14 protein-coding genes are annotated in these 15,949 nt (G+C 50.1%); 6 read left to right on the top strand and 8 right to left on the bottom strand.

Annotated elements, in window-relative coordinates; genetic code table 11:
* The first annotated feature begins 137 nt into the window (after nt 1–137).
* A complete protein-coding gene (locus tag AC52PS_RS00245; protein WP_495561014.1) occupies nt 138–1,598 on the top strand; it encodes a nicotinate phosphoribosyltransferase in 1,461 nt (486 codons plus the stop codon).
* 97 nt (nt 1,599–1,695) lie between these two features.
* Entirely contained in the window at nt 1,696–2,313 is a 618-nt protein-coding gene (pncA, locus tag AC52PS_RS00240; RefSeq protein ID WP_495561013.1) for a bifunctional nicotinamidase/pyrazinamidase, read from the top strand.
* On the opposite strand, the gene AC52PS_RS00235 is transcribed toward pncA, so the two are convergent.
* The 3 genes from AC52PS_RS00235 to trhA form a co-directional block, all read right to left on the bottom strand.
* Nucleotides 2,303–4,153, bottom strand: coding sequence for a methyl-accepting chemotaxis protein (locus tag AC52PS_RS00235; protein ID WP_495561012.1), 1,851 nt, complete (start codon nt 4,151–4,153; stop codon nt 2,303–2,305). The genes pncA and AC52PS_RS00235 overlap by 11 nt on opposite strands.
* A 117-nt stretch (nt 4,154–4,270) precedes the next feature.
* Complete coding sequence (locus tag AC52PS_RS00230; protein WP_495561011.1) at nt 4,271–5,092, bottom strand: tyrosine-protein phosphatase; 822 nt, start codon at nt 5,090–5,092, stop codon at nt 4,271–4,273.
* 26 nt (nt 5,093–5,118) lie between these two features.
* Nucleotides 5,119–5,829, bottom strand: coding sequence for a PAQR family membrane homeostasis protein TrhA (gene trhA, locus AC52PS_RS00225; protein WP_495561010.1), 711 nt, complete (start codon nt 5,827–5,829; stop codon nt 5,119–5,121).
* Nucleotides 5,830–5,991: 162 nt separating this feature from the next.
* On the opposite strand from trhA, the gene AC52PS_RS00220 reads away from it, so the two are divergent.
* The 4 genes from AC52PS_RS00220 (at nt 5,992) to AC52PS_RS00205 (ending at nt 10,115) form a co-directional block, all read left to right on the top strand.
* Nucleotides 5,992–7,179 (top strand): AI-2E family transporter, encoded by a 1,188-nt coding sequence (locus tag AC52PS_RS00220; protein WP_495561009.1) that lies wholly within the window; start codon nt 5,992–5,994, stop codon nt 7,177–7,179.
* An 18-nt stretch (nt 7,180–7,197) separates the two neighbouring features.
* The gene (trpS, locus tag AC52PS_RS00215; protein WP_495561008.1) at nt 7,198–8,256 is read left to right on the top strand and encodes a tryptophan--tRNA ligase; all 1,059 of its coding nucleotides are present in this window, start codon (nt 7,198–7,200) and stop codon (nt 8,254–8,256) included.
* Between the two features lie 158 nt (nt 8,257–8,414).
* Nucleotides 8,415–9,149, top strand: a complete 735-nt coding sequence (locus tag AC52PS_RS00210; RefSeq protein WP_495561007.1) for an HAD family hydrolase — start codon at nt 8,415–8,417, stop codon at nt 9,147–9,149.
* A 51-nt stretch (nt 9,150–9,200) separates the two neighbouring features.
* Nucleotides 9,201–10,115, top strand: coding sequence for an HhH-GPD family protein (locus tag AC52PS_RS00205; RefSeq protein ID WP_495561006.1), 915 nt, complete (start codon nt 9,201–9,203; stop codon nt 10,113–10,115).
* Nucleotides 10,116–10,177: 62 nt separating this feature from the next.
* On the opposite strand, the gene AC52PS_RS00200 is transcribed toward AC52PS_RS00205, so the two are convergent.
* From AC52PS_RS00200 to AC52PS_RS00180, 5 genes are all read right to left on the bottom strand, one after another.
* A complete protein-coding gene (locus AC52PS_RS00200; RefSeq protein ID WP_495561005.1) occupies nt 10,178–11,176 on the bottom strand; it encodes a 3-oxoacyl-ACP synthase III family protein in 999 nt (332 codons plus the stop codon).
* Nucleotides 11,173–12,291 (bottom strand): TetR/AcrR family transcriptional regulator, encoded by a 1,119-nt coding sequence (locus AC52PS_RS00195; RefSeq protein ID WP_495561004.1) that lies wholly within the window; start codon nt 12,289–12,291, stop codon nt 11,173–11,175. Before AC52PS_RS00195 ends, AC52PS_RS00200 begins: the two co-directional genes overlap by 4 nt.
* Before the next feature lie 31 nt (nt 12,292–12,322).
* Nucleotides 12,323–13,117 carry an alpha/beta fold hydrolase gene (locus AC52PS_RS00190; protein WP_495561003.1) on the bottom strand — a complete coding sequence of 265 codons (795 nt, stop codon included), beginning with the start codon at nt 13,115–13,117 and terminating at the stop codon, nt 12,323–12,325.
* A gap of 208 nt (nt 13,118–13,325) precedes the next feature.
* Nucleotides 13,326–14,531 carry an acetyl-CoA C-acetyltransferase gene (locus AC52PS_RS00185; RefSeq protein WP_495561002.1) on the bottom strand — a complete coding sequence of 402 codons (1,206 nt, stop codon included), beginning with the start codon at nt 14,529–14,531 and terminating at the stop codon, nt 13,326–13,328.
* A gap of 58 nt (nt 14,532–14,589) precedes the next feature.
* Nucleotides 14,590–15,909 carry an acetyl-CoA hydrolase/transferase family protein gene (locus AC52PS_RS00180; protein WP_495561001.1) on the bottom strand — a complete coding sequence of 440 codons (1,320 nt, stop codon included), beginning with the start codon at nt 15,907–15,909 and terminating at the stop codon, nt 14,590–14,592.
* Between the last annotated feature and the right edge of the window lie 40 nt (nt 15,910–15,949).

The following is a 15,949-nucleotide window of genomic DNA, read 5'->3' as shown; positions in this document are numbered from 1 at the left end:
ATCCTCCATCTTTCTAAAAAGTTAACTAATACACGTAACAATATCAAGTATGATTATCAAGGCATCTGAAATTTGTCTCCTGCACGGGGAAAGTGTACTTTAAACAGACGATGAAACGGGCGCTGGAAGGAGCAATCATGGAAAATGGACCGCTGCTCACAGATTTGTACCAACTCACCATGGCATACGGCCTGTGGAAGACGGGTCGCAGTTCAATGGAGGGGACCTTTCATCTGTTTTTTCGGAAGGCTCCTTTTGGCGGACAATATGCCATTGCCGCGGGCATTGATGAAGCAGGTAAGTTTCTTAGCAGCTATCATTTCTCGGATAGTGATCTGGAATATTTGTCCGCCCTGGAGGACGGGGAAGGCAATAGACTATTCGACAAGGGCTTTATCCGTTATCTGGCAGATATGGAGCCTGAGTGCAGTATTGATGCGCTTGCTGAAGGCACTCCTGTGTTTCCTTTTGAACCTATTCTCAGGGTTCAGGGCCCGCTGCTTCAATGCATGCTTCTGGAAACTCCGCTTTTGAATTTTATTAACTTTCCAACGCTTATTGCAACCAAGGCCTCCAGAATTGTGCGGGCCGCCCAGGGTGATCCGGTCCTTGAGTTCGGGCTGCGCCGTGCCCAGGGGAGAAACGGCGGACTGAGTGCCAGCCGTGCAGCGTATATCGGAGGCTGTGCCGCAACCTCCAACGTGATGGCGGGGAAACACTACGGAATCCCGGTAAAAGGAACCATCGCCCACAGCTGGGTGATCTCCTTTTCCGATGAACTGGAATCGTTCAATTCATATGTTGATGTAATGCCTGGAAATTCCCTGCTCCTGGTAGACAGCTATTCCACCGAATCCGGGGTGCGTAATGCAATTGATGCAGGGAAGCGTCTGCGAAAGTCAGGCCATGAACTGGCTGGAATCCGCCTGGATTCAGGAGATCTGACCTATCTCAGCCGTGAGGCCCGCCGGATGCTGGACGATGCGGGTTTTAAAAATGCCAAAATTGTGGCCAGTAACAATCTGGATGAATATTTGATTTCCAGCTTGAAGGAGGAGGGGGCACAAATCGATATTTGGGGTGTGGGTACACGATTGATTACCGCATACGATCAGCCTGCCTTGGACGGAATATATAAATTAAGCGCTGTAAGAGATATCAATGGATCACCGGCCCTAAAGAAGTGGAGCCCCCGCCTGAAAGTCTCGGAACAGGCAATCAAGAGCAGTACGCCCGGAGTGCATCAAATACGGCGGTACAGTAAGGATGGAATATTCCGGGGAGATGCTATTTTCGATCTGGAATTGGGAATCGATCATCCCGGGGTTATTGTCGACCCCATGGATTCCACAAGATGGAAAAGGTTCGGGAATGAATACAGCTACGAAGATCTTCTTCGCCCAATGTTCCGCAACGGAAAGCCTGAGTACACTCCGAAATCCCTGGATGAAATCCGGGATTATACGGCGGATCAACTGAGCCGATTTCACCCCTCGGTGACCCGGCTGCTGAATCCGCATGATTATCCGGCGGGAAATGAAACCCGGCTTCACAATCTCAGGCAGGATATGATCATGGAAGCCCGGGCGTCCCGCTGAGAAAGTCCAGCTAAGAAGGCCGGATTCCCGGTAGTCACCTCACTGGAGTGACCTTACCGGAGAGATCTTACTGTGGTGACCGTATAGGAGAAAAAGTATGAATGCACTGATAATTATAGATGTACAAAATGATTTTGCACCAGGCGGTTCCCTTGCAGTTCCCAAGGGAGATGAAGTTGTTCCGGTGCTCAACCGAATAATTCCCCGATTTTCCCATGTTTTTACCACCCAGGACTGGCACCCCGGAGAGCATATGAGTTTTGCATCCAATCATCCCAACAGGGAGCCGGGAGATGTACTGCAGCTGGAAGGAACGGAACAGATTCTCTGGCCCGTGCATTGTGTACAGCACAGTGAAGGGGCGAACTTTATTCCCGGATTGAAGATTGACTCTGTTCAACGAAATTTCCGTAAAGGGATGGACCCTGAAGTGGATAGTTACAGCGGCTTTTTTGATAACGATCACCGCACTTCTTCAGGGCTTCATGATCATTTACAGGAAATTGGGGTGGATACACTGTATATTGCCGGCCTGGCCCTGGATGTGTGTGTGCTGTTCACCGCCCTGGATTCCCGGCAGCTGGGATATGAGACCTATCTGATCCAGGATGCAAGCAGAGCGGTGAATCTGAAACCCGGGGATGGGGAAGCCGCCCTGCAGCAAATGAAGGAGGCCGGTGTTCACTGTATCTACGCAGAAGAGATCAGGTCTTGAACTCCTGGATCCGAGCGTTAAGGGATTCGGATGAACTGCCCATCTCCCGGGCGATCTTTTCAACCTGGCTCATTGCTTCCCCGATCTGAACCGCACCGGAACTGATCTCTCCGATTCCGTTGGAAACCTCCCGGGAAAATCCTTCAACATCTTCCATGTTTTGTATAATGCTGCTGCTTTTCCGATTCACATCAGACGACTGTTCTCTAAGATTCACCGCAACCGAGGAAAGTTCCTCCATTGCCTGGAGGATTTCCTGTCCGCCCAGGTTAAGCTGTTGGGTATTCGATTCAATCTCGTCGAATGCTCCTGACACCTGCTGAACCTTGGTATCGATTTTTCCGAATGCCAGATGCACCTCCTTGAGATCCCCATCGGTCTGACTGATAGATCCAACAACCTCTTTGATGGTGCCGCCGATTTTTCCCGCATACTGAGAGGTTTCTTCCGCAAGTCGGCGGATTTCCTCGGCCACAACGGCGAAACCTCTGCCCCGCTCACCTGCGTGGGCGGCTTCAATGGCGGCGTTCATGCTCAACATGTTGATCTGGGCTGATATTTTGCCGATGACACCCACGAAGTCACTGATATGGTTAATATTGGAACTCACACCTTCACGGAAAGATGTTTCCATAGCCTGCATTTTTCCGCCTCCGTCCTGCGCGGTGCCTACCAGTTCGCGGCTTTGGGCTGCATGCTCCTCTACAACCTGAGAAACTTTTTTAATAGAAGCAAACATCTGGTTCACCGCGGCAACCGATTCATTTACCAGTTCTGACTGGGATCTGCTGATATCATCATTGACCCGGGCGGCTTCACTGATCTCCTTCACATGCTGAACGGAGCTTGCCAGATTTCTACCGAGACGCTGCATTTTCTCCTGAATGCTGTCAATGACCTGGGAAATCTGCTGGATCGCTGTGGCGGTCTGCTGGGTATTGCTGCTGAGATCGCTGCGGATATCCAGAGTGCGCCGGGAAACATGCTTAATATCTGCAATAATGCTTCCAAGGGACGCGAGGAATTCATTGAATTCCCCTGATAGGGCAGCGATTTCATCACGAGAGTTTATTTCCATTCGCTGGGTAAGATCGCCTCCGCCCCGGGCAATTTCACTCATCTTGGAGTGGACGTTTCTCACTGGCATGAGGGAAGAGCGGATGAACAGAGTTGTAAACAGACCGACGGCCAGGAAAGTGATAACTGCGATACTTATTTCGATGATTCTAAAATCACTAACCGCGGCGTACAATTCATCGGTCTTCATCGCGTAGCCGACAGTCCACCCGAAGGGGAGGTAGGTATCGAAGGTATACCATTTTTCTTCACCCCTCAAGCTGTACTCAATGGCTCCTGTTTGAAGGTCTACTGCTTCCTGAATGAATGCCATGTCACTCAATGCATCACTGCCTCGGCTCAGGGTGGGGTGCATGACCACATTGCCGTTCCGGTCCACGATGAAAGGATACACGGCCAGATCTTCTGCTGCGCTTCCCTGATAATACTGAAATTTCAGTTCCCGGAGAACGTTCATTTGCATCTGCTCAAGAAGATCTTCTTCAAACGATGCAAGATTGCCGCTGGTGAAGGATGCTGAATTTCCGGCGGCACGCTCTCTGCTGAGCATGTCCCGCTTCTCAATTTGAAACGCGGAGTTCTGATTTTCCAGACGGGCAGTAATGAGATGAATCCGGAAATCGAATTCCTCCCGGTTCTCCTCTACAATAATCCGTCTAAGCGCTGATTCCAGAAATACGGTCATAATAATGAAGGCAAGCATCAATATGCCCACCACCATTAAAGAAATTTTTAGATAGAGAGATAGTCCCTGTTTTTGCATGTGAGGCTCCGTTTATTTTTACATGGTTAGGCATTGCGAGTACAAGTTATTTAATTGAAAGGAGTTGTACCATGCACGGCAGCGGCTGTCAACTCTTCTCGCTGGTCATCTTCCGGGTCAGATCGAGGGGTTGAATTGTGAAAGTCGGCGGACAACAGAGGGCTCGAGATTTAATCCATCCCCGGCCAGGAGAAATTGTTCGGCACCTCCCCATTGTTCATCAATATAATCCAGGACCGGGAGCAGATACTCTGCACGGACTTCCAGCAAGGGTCTGAGTACTTCCGGATCCGCACGGAAAAGGCTAGCGATACGAATGCGGGTAAAAATCTTTTTAATAAGGGCTTTGTTATGAATGTTTGAGGCCAGATACTCCTCCAGCACTTCTTCTGTCGACATTCCCGATAGGCGTTGAAGGATTGCGCTGGCAAATCCGGTGCGGTCCTTTCCCGCCGTACAGTGAAAAACCACAGAGCGGTCGTGCCGGGCATGAGGTGAGGAATTGGAAGTTTGCTCTGCCATGTGCTGACTGAGGAGATTAAAAAACGCTGAGTATTGTTCGCCGGCCTGATCAATGAGCCTTCTGCCCAGGCTGGACATGTATTCGGCGGGGTCCAACTCTCCGTTTCCCCTGAGAAGCTCCTGCATGTTCCGGTGGACTTCTTCGCCCCCGGCGTCGATGGGGAGGTGATGATATGCAACACCCCGTGGGAGTTTGTCGGGAGCTCTTTTACGTTCAAACTCGCTGCGGAAATCGATTACCCTGGTGATGCCCAAGGTTTCAAGGGCAGAATGGCTGCCCGGATGTAATCTGCTCAGCTCCCCGGAGCGGTACAGGCGAACAGCCGGTGCAGGAAGCCCCTGATCTGGGAATACGGGGCGGAAATTGTATGCTCTGATCTTCCTCAGTAGCTGTCGTTCGGATATCGCATTACTCATCGTTAATTGGTTCTCCCCTTAAAGAATCAGGATATTGAAACAGAGGCTATGTATATGGCGAAGCCCAGATAAAAAGCGATACTTCCAGCCAGTACAAAAAGATGCCAAATTACATGGGAGTAGGGCAGCTTTTTCCACGCATAGAAAATGAACCCCAGGGAGTAGGTAACCCCGCCGATAATAGCCCAGAGCAAAAATCCCGGAGGAGCAATTCGCGAGAGGGGACCTATGGCCATGAGAATCATCCAGCCAAGTGGTATGTAGAGACTGTCGATTACAATGTTAGGCTTTTTCACCACCCACATTTTCATAATAAAACCAAACACCGAAAGCCCCCATACAATACCAAACAGCGTCCAACCCAGGGGGGTGCGGAGAATCACCAGGGTAATGGGAGTATATGTTCCCGCGATAAGCAGATAAATAGAAGCATGATCCAGGCGGGAAAAGCGCCGTTGAAGAAGGGGAAAGGGGGCGGAGGCATGGAGCAGGGCGGATGAGAGATAGAGGATGATCTGGCTGACACCATATACAGAGAATGCCGTGTACTTCCATGGACTTGGATTATTACTGCTGAGCAGCAGAAGCACTACCAGGCCTGCAATGGACATACCTGCTCCTATGGAGTGGAGCATGCTGTTCAGTATTTCTTCAATTGCTGAATTCCCGTCATGGCTGATCTGATCCGGGCACAGCTGTTCGCTGAAAAGCCGGTGAATACCTGATTTGGATTTCATGTAGGATTCCTCTGCCGCTGTGTAGATTTCAGATATATATTACTGAAAAATACATAGCCTGTCATCAGAATATCTATCTCCCAATTCCCGAGTATGGTTACTTATTGGGAGAGACCCGGAATAAGCTGACAGCCCGGATCATTTTATGTTATTTTAGGCTCTATGGAAAAGCTGTCTCCCAAATTCATGCGTTCTGTAATTGCCCTTCTTGGTGTAATTGTAACCCTTCTCGTTATGGGTTTTCTCAAACTGGCCGGGCCGGTGCTTATCCCCTTTGTTGTTGCATTTCTGCTTTCTTTTGTCCTCAACCCCCTTGTGGAGGTTCTGGTAAAAATCAAAATCCCCAGGATCGTGGCCATTCTCATGGTGATAATTGTGCTGGTGGGTTTGAGTTTTCTTATTGGACTGATTTTGTACGAAAGCATCCAGAGCATTCTGCGGAATTTCGGGAAGTATCAGGACCGCTACACTGAGGTGACCGGGTTCATTGCAAGCATGCTGAATCTGCCCGGAGATTATTTTGAGACTCTGGAGATAAGCGGTACCATTTTCAGCATCGTAGGACAGGTCTCGGGAAATCTGGTGAACTTTCTGGGAAATACCATGTTGGTTCTGATCTTTATGCTGTTCCTCTTTTTGGAAAAACCGTTTATCAGGAGAAAACTTGTGGACGCAATCCGCCATGAGGAAACGGAGCGGATTGCCCGGATTTTCGCGGATATTACCCATCAGGTTGGCCGGTATTTAATGGTTAAGTTTTTTGTCAGCCTGCTCACCTCTATTATCGTATTCTTCGGCTTTAGTGCAATCGGCATCGATTTTGCATTTGTGTGGGCTGTTCTGACATTTCTGTTTAATTTTATTCCCACCATCGGTTCCATCAGTATTTCCGCCATTACATCGGTGTTTGCAATTATTCAATTCTTCCCCCAATATGAACCGATTATTCTGGCGGTTCTGGCCATGGTTATTCCCCAGATCATTATTGGGAACATTATCGATCCAAAACTGCTGGGAGACAGCCTGAATCTATCACCGGTAATTATTCTTGTGGCTATGCTTATCTGGGGTTATTTATGGGGAATCGCAGGTCTTTTTCTGGCCGTACCTCTGACCGTGGGGCTGAAAATTGTTTTTGAACATGTGCCCAGCATGCGCTACATCAGCATTCTCATGGGAACGGGGACGTTCGGAGAGCGGAAAGCCAGAATTAAAGCAAACCGTATAAGAGCCGCTGAACGAAGGCGGGCACGCAAATCCGCCGGAGACGGTCAGAACAGTCCCGGCACCGGCAATACCAGGAATACCTCGACCGGAACAGCATACCAAGAGCCTTCCGGAGAAGCATAACATCATCAGGAGATAAAAATGGAAAAGAAGCGTCTTCTCACGGGAGACAGACCCACGGGTAAACTGCACCTTGGACACTATGTGGGTTCGATTCAGAACAGGGTCAAACTTCAGGAACAATACGATTCCTACATCTTTGTGGCCGACCTCCACATGCTTACAACCAAGCCCAGCAAAGAAGCCATTGATCAAATCAGTGAGAATGCAAGAAATATTGTCCTGGACTACCTAGCCTGTGGAATCGACCCGGAAAAGGTTACCATCTATATGCAATCCGCACTGCCGGAGATCTATGAGCTGAATCTCCTTTTTGAAATGCTGGTAAGCGTTCCCCGTCTTGAACGTCTTCCCAGTCTCAAAGACATGGCCAGGGATGCGCATCTGAACGAAATGCCATTCGGTCTGCTGGGCTACCCCGTGCTTCAAAGTGCGGATATTCTCCTGCCCCGGGCTCATGTGGTTCCGGTGGGAAAGGATAACGAGGCCCACGTGGAGCTCACAAGGGAGATCGCACGGCGCTTTAATCACCATTATGCTGAGGTATTCCCTGTGCCCGAACCCATCGTGGGTACCGCCACACTGGTGGGAACCGACGGTCAGGGGAAAATGTCCAAAAGCCTGAACAATGCAATTCTTCTTTCCGATGATGCAAAAACCGTGGAAAAACGGGTAAAGGGAATGTTCACCGATCCCAACCGGGTAAGAGCAGATATCCCCGGCAAAGTGGAAGGTAATCCGGTGTTCATGTATCATGATATTTTCAACCCCGACACCCCGGAAGTGGATGATCTGAAAGAGCGCTACCGAAAGGGAAGCGTGGGAGATGTTGAAGTTAAAGAAAAACTTGCCAAGGCGCTGAACGCTTTTATGGACCCCATGCGTGAGCGCCGGGAAAAGTATGAATCCATGAGCGGTTACGTGGATGAAGTGATATACCAGGGTACCATGAAAATGCGGGAGATCGGACGCCAGACGATTATTGATACCCGCAAGGCCATGGGGCTTACCGGTGCCTGGAACCGCATCAGCCGGAAAGCTGAGAAGTTCCGAAAAAATCAGAAAAAAGCAACAGGATGAGGCAATTTCAAAAACCAGCGATTTTGGGAAATTGCCGAGGCCTTTGGAAATCATAATTCTCTTCTTATTAAACGGATTATGATTTTGACCCGTGATTTAGCATCTTTCAAGATTTATTGTTGAAAGATGCTCGGATGTGTGAACCGGGACAGGATACCATGAAAGGTAAAATTGTCAGGACAAACCTGAAACAAAGCCCGTTGGAGAACGCTCCAATTCAGGCTGTGTTGTTCGACATGGATGGAACCCTTGTGGATTCCGAACCTCTTTGGCATGAAGCGGACAAGAGCTGGCTGGAGAGAAAGGGTATTGAGCTCACCCCGGATGAGTGGATCCATATTGTGGGGAAGGGCGGTGCCGCCTTTGTTCGTGAACTCATGGCCCATAAAGGGCTTCAGGGCAGCTTCCCGGACCTGCTGGAGGAGAAGAACCGGGAATTCATACGGATTGCCGCCACAGAATCCAGAGCGTACCCGGAAATGATAACCTTCGCCCGGGAGATAAAACGCCGGGGCCTGCCCAGGGCCATCGCATCCGCCTCCAGTCCGGCCATTATACAAACCACCCTTGAGTGCATCGGTGAAACCGAACTCTTTGATCTGCGATGCTCCGGCGATTCAGTTTCCGAAAGCAAACCCCATCCCATGTTGTTCCGGCATACCGCCTCACTGCTGGGCGTACCTGCGGAGAACTGCCTGGTAATCGAGGACAGTCAGTACGGTGTGGAGGCGGGACTCCGGGCGGGAATGACCGTAGTGGGCGTTCCCCACCACATTCCCGGGGAGCTTGAACAGCTGTTTTCCCGGGCCCACTTCCTCTTTCCCGGTGGAATGAAGGAATTCTCCGCCGGGGTTCTCCTTGAGCATCTCCATGAGGCCGGTCTCCTTGAATGAATTGTATCGGCTTCCATTTTCAAAAACGGGGTATTGTTGTGGAGCGCTTCAATGGAGTTAGCCGGGTGGAGAATTCAAGGATTCCAGCAGCGCATATTGGATATATACAATGAGCGGGGACGGGGCATGCCCTGGCGTGAGGATACATCACCTTACAGTATTTTTCTCTCAGAAATGATGCTTCAGCAGACCCAGGTATCAAGGGTAACAGAATATTATGAGCGTTTTCTGCGTGTCTATCCGGATTTTCAATCCCTTGCGGATGCTGCTCTTCCTGAACTTTTGTCTAACTGGAAAGGGCTGGGATATAATCGCCGAGCCAAGTTCATGCGGGAAGCGGCTCGAATGGTGTGCCGGGATTATGCCGGCCGCCTTCCAGCCGATCCCGATGAGTTGAGGAAGCTGCCGGGAATCGGCCCTAATACTGCCGGATCCATATCCGCCTTCGCTTTTAATCTTCCCGTGGTGTTCATAGAAACCAATATCCGGCGGGTAATGATTCATGAGTTTTTTCCGGAGCAGGAAACAGAGGGCGCCGGTTACCCGGCTGAGTCAGCCGACAGGTACGCAACCCCGAAGGCCCGGGAAGCAGGAGTTCGGGACCGGGATATTATGCCGGTTATCGAGAAGACTCTTTTCAGGGAGAACCCGAGGGTCTGGTACTGGGCTCTCATGGATTACGGTGTTGAGCTGAAACGGAAATCAGGCAACGCCAACCGCAGAAGCGCCCACTACTCCCGTCAAAGTCCTTTTGAAGGCTCTCTGAGACAGCTTCGCTCGGGCATTCTTCATTTTTTAACAGAACAGGGCCCTGCGGATGAAGAAGGCATTTTTTCCCATGTTGAGACAGTGTTTGGAAAACATGGTCATGACAGGGTCCGTATACATAACACTCTTCGGAATCTTGAAAGCGAAGGGTTTATTCTCAAAGAAACAGCCCCGGGAGGCTACAGGATTGCCGATTGATGCCCGGGTTATTCGGAGTATATGGCCCCGGCTGTCTAATACGGCAGCCGGAGCGAATAGAATTAGTAAATAAATGCAGTGGAAGCGACTGCCAGTCCTGCACCTGAGGCCACGGCGAGTACCCTGTCTCCCCGTTTAATCCGTCCCTCCCGCACCCCTTCATGAAAGGCCATGGGAATACAGGCACTGCCGGTATAGCCGTAGCGGTCCATCACTGTAGTGGTTTTGCTTAGATCCTGGCCGAGAATTTCCATCACCTGATGGATTACCGACCTGTTTATCTGGGTGAAGAGAAAATGATCAATATCTTTTCGTTCCAGGGATATTTTTTTCAGCAGAGTATCAACCACTTCAGGCCAGAGCTTCACATTTCTGTCGCCGGGGAGCCGTTGAAGCAGTTGGAGACCGTACTCTCCGTCATCCAGCCGCTGTTTGGTTACCGGCTGGCGGGTGCCTCCGGAATAAACTCCCACATAGTTCCATTGAGTTCCGTCAGACAGGAGTTTTCCCCCCAGATATCTGTCATCCGTATCTGTGGTATTTTCCAAAATACACGCGGAGGCACCGTCGGCAAAAATGGAGTATCCGAATACATCTTTTTCCCGTACAAACGCCGGCATATTATAAAGACCAATTACACAGGCATACCGGATATCCGGATCGGCCTTCAGCAGTGCGCTGGCGTTGTTGAATGCCGCCACAAAACTTGAACAGCTGGCGTTAACATCATAAGTTCCAGTATACCGCTGTCCCCCCTGAATCCGTCCCTGAACGAGCATGCTGGTTGCCGGGGAGATGTATTCAGGGGTGTCGCTTGCGACGATAAACAGGCCGATATCCTGAGGATCAATGGCTGCATTCTTTATGGCATCACGGGCCGCTTTTTCGGCAAAATCCGCGGAAGTCTCATCAATTCCCCGGAGATGGGCAATGTGTCTCTGGCGTATGCCCAGTTTCTCCTCGGTTCGTGAGGCGTCAAATTCAATTCCTGCCAGTTTCATCAATTCGTTATTGTCAATTGCTTCGCCCGGTGCATACAGACCGGTGGATACGATTTTCATTTTGATACTCCTTTGCATAATAATTCGGAAAGTTCGGAAATAAATCCCGGGATATTGATAATGCGCTTGTTCAGGAGGGCTTCAATCCCAATATAATGGGATAAACCCATAAGGAAATTTGCGGCAATCCGGCGTTGTTCCCTGGGAAAAAGGGTCAGATTCTGAATGTAGCCCTCTTCAAACGCGTCGTAATACTGCCGAACCCAGGGTTTACCCACAAATTCCGCTTCTCTGACGATGCTGTAATATTCTTTATGTACATTGAAGAACGATAGAAAGTGCCAGACGCCGAAAATCTCCTGTTCAAGCCGGTTGCCGTGGGTCATGGCCTGACGGCTGAGGTAATGTCTGGTCTGCTTCCCGATTTGTTCTATAATAATGGAGAAAAACTGTTCTTTGCTGTCGAAATAGGTGTAGAAGGTTCCCACCGCAAGACCGGAGACTCTGACAATGTCCGCCACACCGATATCGTGATACCCTCTGCTGCCGATCAATTTCATGCCGGTTTCCAACAGACGTGCCCTGCTGTCCTCAGGTGGTGCTTCTTCTATGTCCGGAAAGACTTCGGGAATTTCGATATTGGGCTTTTGATCACCCGGATCTGTGAATATCCCCTCAAGTACATATTTCCGTATGAGATCAGGATCTCTCTGCAGCCCGTCATAGAGAGCCCGGGTGGAACAGAAGCGCAGGCCGGATATAATATAGAGGTACTCGGCTTCGCTAACCTCTCTTTCATAGACCAGTCTGCAGCATTGCATATAGATACTTCTCAGTTTTTCTTCATACTCGGGAAAACGGTATTGTCCTTCCCTGAATATGGTTACCTGCCGGCTGTGAACTTCACCGGCCCGGTAGATGGTTGCAATGAGGTTTTCCAGGCGGCTTTCAATAGTATCTCCGGGAATATCCAACAGCTCATTCCTGTACTGTTCGAGAAACTCATCCAGAAGATCCTTCACAAGAGCTGCTTTGTTGGGGTAGTAACGGTAGAAAACACCATTCGAGACAGCTGCCTGCCTGCAGATTTCTGCAATGGACACAGTTTCAAACCATTGATTGGAGAATAGGTTTAATGCAGCGTCCCGTAATTTTACTTTGGTGTTTTTTGCCATTCGTTTACCTCGTGTTGCCGCCCATGCCAGGTCAGATTTGTAAATACCCTGCTACAATGTTCCAGAATTTCCCGGGTAATTCAACCATAGGACTGTGGCCGCATCCGTCAATTTTATCAAGGGTGGCGGAGAACGCTTTTGCAGTTTCCTCAGCCTTGTTGTCATCGATCAGGATATCATGTTCGCCGTAAATTACGTGTACGGGACCCCCATATTGTTTTGCCGCTCTGCGATAATCCGCAGCCGCCAATGTATCGGCGTGACCGGTGTAGGTTTCAGGCTTCATACGGGAGGCATCATCAACCAGTTCTTGGAAAAATTCTTCGTCCTTCAGCGTGGGAACCACCGCCTTCAGCGCCTGGGCCAGCAGTTCACGGTTTGTTTTGTACTGCTCGATCACCGGGTAATGTTCCCTGGGAGTAACCAGTCCTTCCACGGGTGAGGAGTCCACCAGGAAAAGTCTGGTCACCCTCTCAGGGTGGGCGGTGGCAAAATCCATTGCCACCGCCCCGCCGAAACTGTGTCCCAGAAGAATAAAAGAGTCACAGTCAAAATAATCGGCAATAAAGCCCAGCCATCGTGAATAGTCAGGAACGCTCCATTCATCTATCTGTCCGGATTCACCGAAGTTAGGCAGATCCGGGGCAAGAGTAAGGCCGGGATATTTCCCCAGCAGCTTTTCAAACCAGCGTCCGCTCCCTGTGTTGCCGTGAATAAGTATCAGGGGGGGTAGGAGGGACTTCACAGAGGAGCCGCTGATGCGTACCTGAATTTGCGTTCCCAGAATTGTAATGGTTCTGGATTTCAACAAGGCTTGGTTTTCCATTTGGTTATTCTCCTGTCCTTTCCGGATACCGTTTTTACTATCCAGTATGTTCAAACATTACCCGGTCGGTGGAGGCAATTTCAAAAATCCTCGATTTTGGAAATTGCCAGGACCTTCAGAAATCATAATTCGATTCATATACATGAATTATGATTTCGACCCGATAAGCAGCATCTTTCAAGATTCAATTTTGAAAGATGCTCGGTGATTAGAGCATTTTTACTATCAGAGCGGTGGCCATTCCACCTCCTATACACAACGAGGCCAGTCCGTAGCTCAGTCCCCGCTTCTTCATTTCATGCAGAAGGGTAACGGTAATACGGTTTCCACTTGCCCCGAGGGGGTGGCCAAGGGCGATTGCGCCGCCGTTCACGTTGGTGCGCTCTTTGAGCCATTCCATGCTCACTTCATGATCCGCACTGAGTTCTTTGAGCACACCCAAACTCTGGGCGGCAAAGGCTTCATTCAGCTCAATGAGTTCCATTTCTTTCAGTGACATGCCCGCTTTTTCCAATACCTTCGTCACAGCCGGTGCAGGGGCAAGTCCCATAATGGAAGGATCCAGGGCCGCCTGACTGGTGGCAATAAGCTGGGCAATGGGTTTCAGCCCGTACTTTTTTACCGCCGATTCGGATGCCAGCAGAACCGCCGAGCCACCGTCATTTAAGCCCGAGGCATTTCCGGCGGTGACTGTTCCATCTTTTTCGAAGGCAGGTTTCAAACCGGCCAGGCTTTCTTTGGTGGTTTCGGTTCTGATATGTTCATCACTGTCCACAACCACCGTTTTTCGGCGGTCCTTTACCTCAACCGGTACAATTTCATCCTCGAATCGGCCCGAATCCCGTGCTTCCCCGGCTCTTCTCTGACTTTCTGCGGCAAAATCATCCTGCTCTTCCCTGCTGATGGAATGTTTTCGGACGATGTTTTCCGCTGTCACACCCATGTGGTAGTTATTGAATACATCGGTGAGCCCGTCCTGGATCAGGCTGTCCTCAACCTGCATTGCTCCAAGCTTGTTGCCCCAGCGGGCGGAAGAAGGTACGGTAAAGGGAGCCATGCTCATGTTTTCCATTCCCGCAGCAACCGCCAGACCGTGTTCTCCAAGTCTGATATTATCCGCTGCCAGCATAATGGTCTTCATTCCGCTTCCACAGAGAATATTCACAGTGTAGGCGGGAACTTGCTCGGGAACTCCCGCATATATTGACGCCTGTCTACCGGGACCCATTCCTTGACCGTTGGTAAGCACATTACCCACAATTACTTCACCAAGGTCCTCGGCAGGTACCCCGGCATTCTTAATTACTTCGCGGATCGCCGCAGCAGCCAGTTGGGTTGCCGGGGTTTTCTTGAAACTGCCGCCGAAGGTACCGATCGGGGTGCGCCTGGCGGCGACTATATACACGTTTTCCATTATTTTCTCCTAAATCTGCGGCAGCGGAGAGTCATCCGGCACACCGCAGGAATCGATATTATACGTATCCCAGCTTCGCTGCTTCCTTTTCAAGTTCTTCCCGAAAATCAGGATGGGCAATTGAAATGAGCAGCCGCGCCCGTTCGCTTGTTGTGCGCCCCTGCAGATGTACTGCACCGAATTCTGTGGCAACCCAGTCCAGGTCCTGTCTGGGGACGGTAACTGCAGATCCCGCAGGGAGCATGGGAACGATGGTGGATATGGTTCCCTTCTTGGCGGTGGAACGGAGGGCGATAAAGCCTTTGCCTCCCTTGGACTTCTGAGCTCCCCGGTGGGTGTCCAGCTGACCGCCGGTTCCCGAATACTGCACGGGTCCCAGACTCTCGGAGCACACCTGACCAGTTAGGTCGATGGTGATAGCCGTATTGATGCTGATCATCTTTTCATTCTGTGCGATCACATAGGGATCATTCACATAGCTTCCCCGGAGTTCCAGAACTGAGGGATTATTGTCCAGCCACTCATACATTCGCTTGGAACCCAGTGCAAAGGTGAACACAAATTTACCCGGCCAAAGGGTTTTATGTCTGTTGGTCACCGCACCGCTTTCAAACAAATCGATCATGCTTTCGGTAAACATTTCAGTATGAATACCCAGGTCTTTTTTATCTTCCAGAAGAGAAGCCACAGCATTGGGGATGCCCCCAATACCGATTTGAAGTGTGCTGCCGTCTTCAACAAGATCCGCAATATGCTTTGCAATCTGCTTTTCAGTTTCACCGGGTTCCAGAACCGGAATGGTGGGGATTTGAGATTCGAATTCCACAAGCATATCTGCCTGGGAAATATGAACCTGAGTATCACCGTGAATCCAGGGGACCTGAGGGTTGACTTCAAATACCACCATGTCCGACGCATCGATAACCTCGGCTTCATACACGTTGGATACACCCAGGTTGAAGAATCCGCTGTTTTCCTGCATGGGGGTGACAGGCCCCCAGTACACGATGGTGGCACCTTCTTCTTTCAGGGCCGCCAGTTTATTGGTTCCGGCTTGGTGCAGATTGTTGGGGATAAAATCCACAAGTTTATATCCAAGCTTGGCCGCTTTTCTATTTGAGGGCCCGAAGAACCAGTTTTCATTCATGAAGGTGCCCTCATACTGAGGATCTTCACAAAAATCGTAAGAGTTCATATTCAGACAGGACAGCACTTTGAGATGTTCAAAATGGTCCGCGAATTTGTGTATCTGGGACATGAATCCCTGACTTTCCATGGAAGCCATGCCCATAATGATGGCTGCATTTTTTGGGAGTGCACGGACTGCATCTTCCATGTTTCGCAGTTTCTGTTGGTATGCCTGTTTCCATTCAGCCATATTCTACCTTCCTCATACTTTCGGCCCGAAGACCCGCGGG

The organism is Salinispira sp., assembly GCF_059431795.1.
This window is presented reverse-complemented; position numbering and strand designations above follow the sequence as displayed.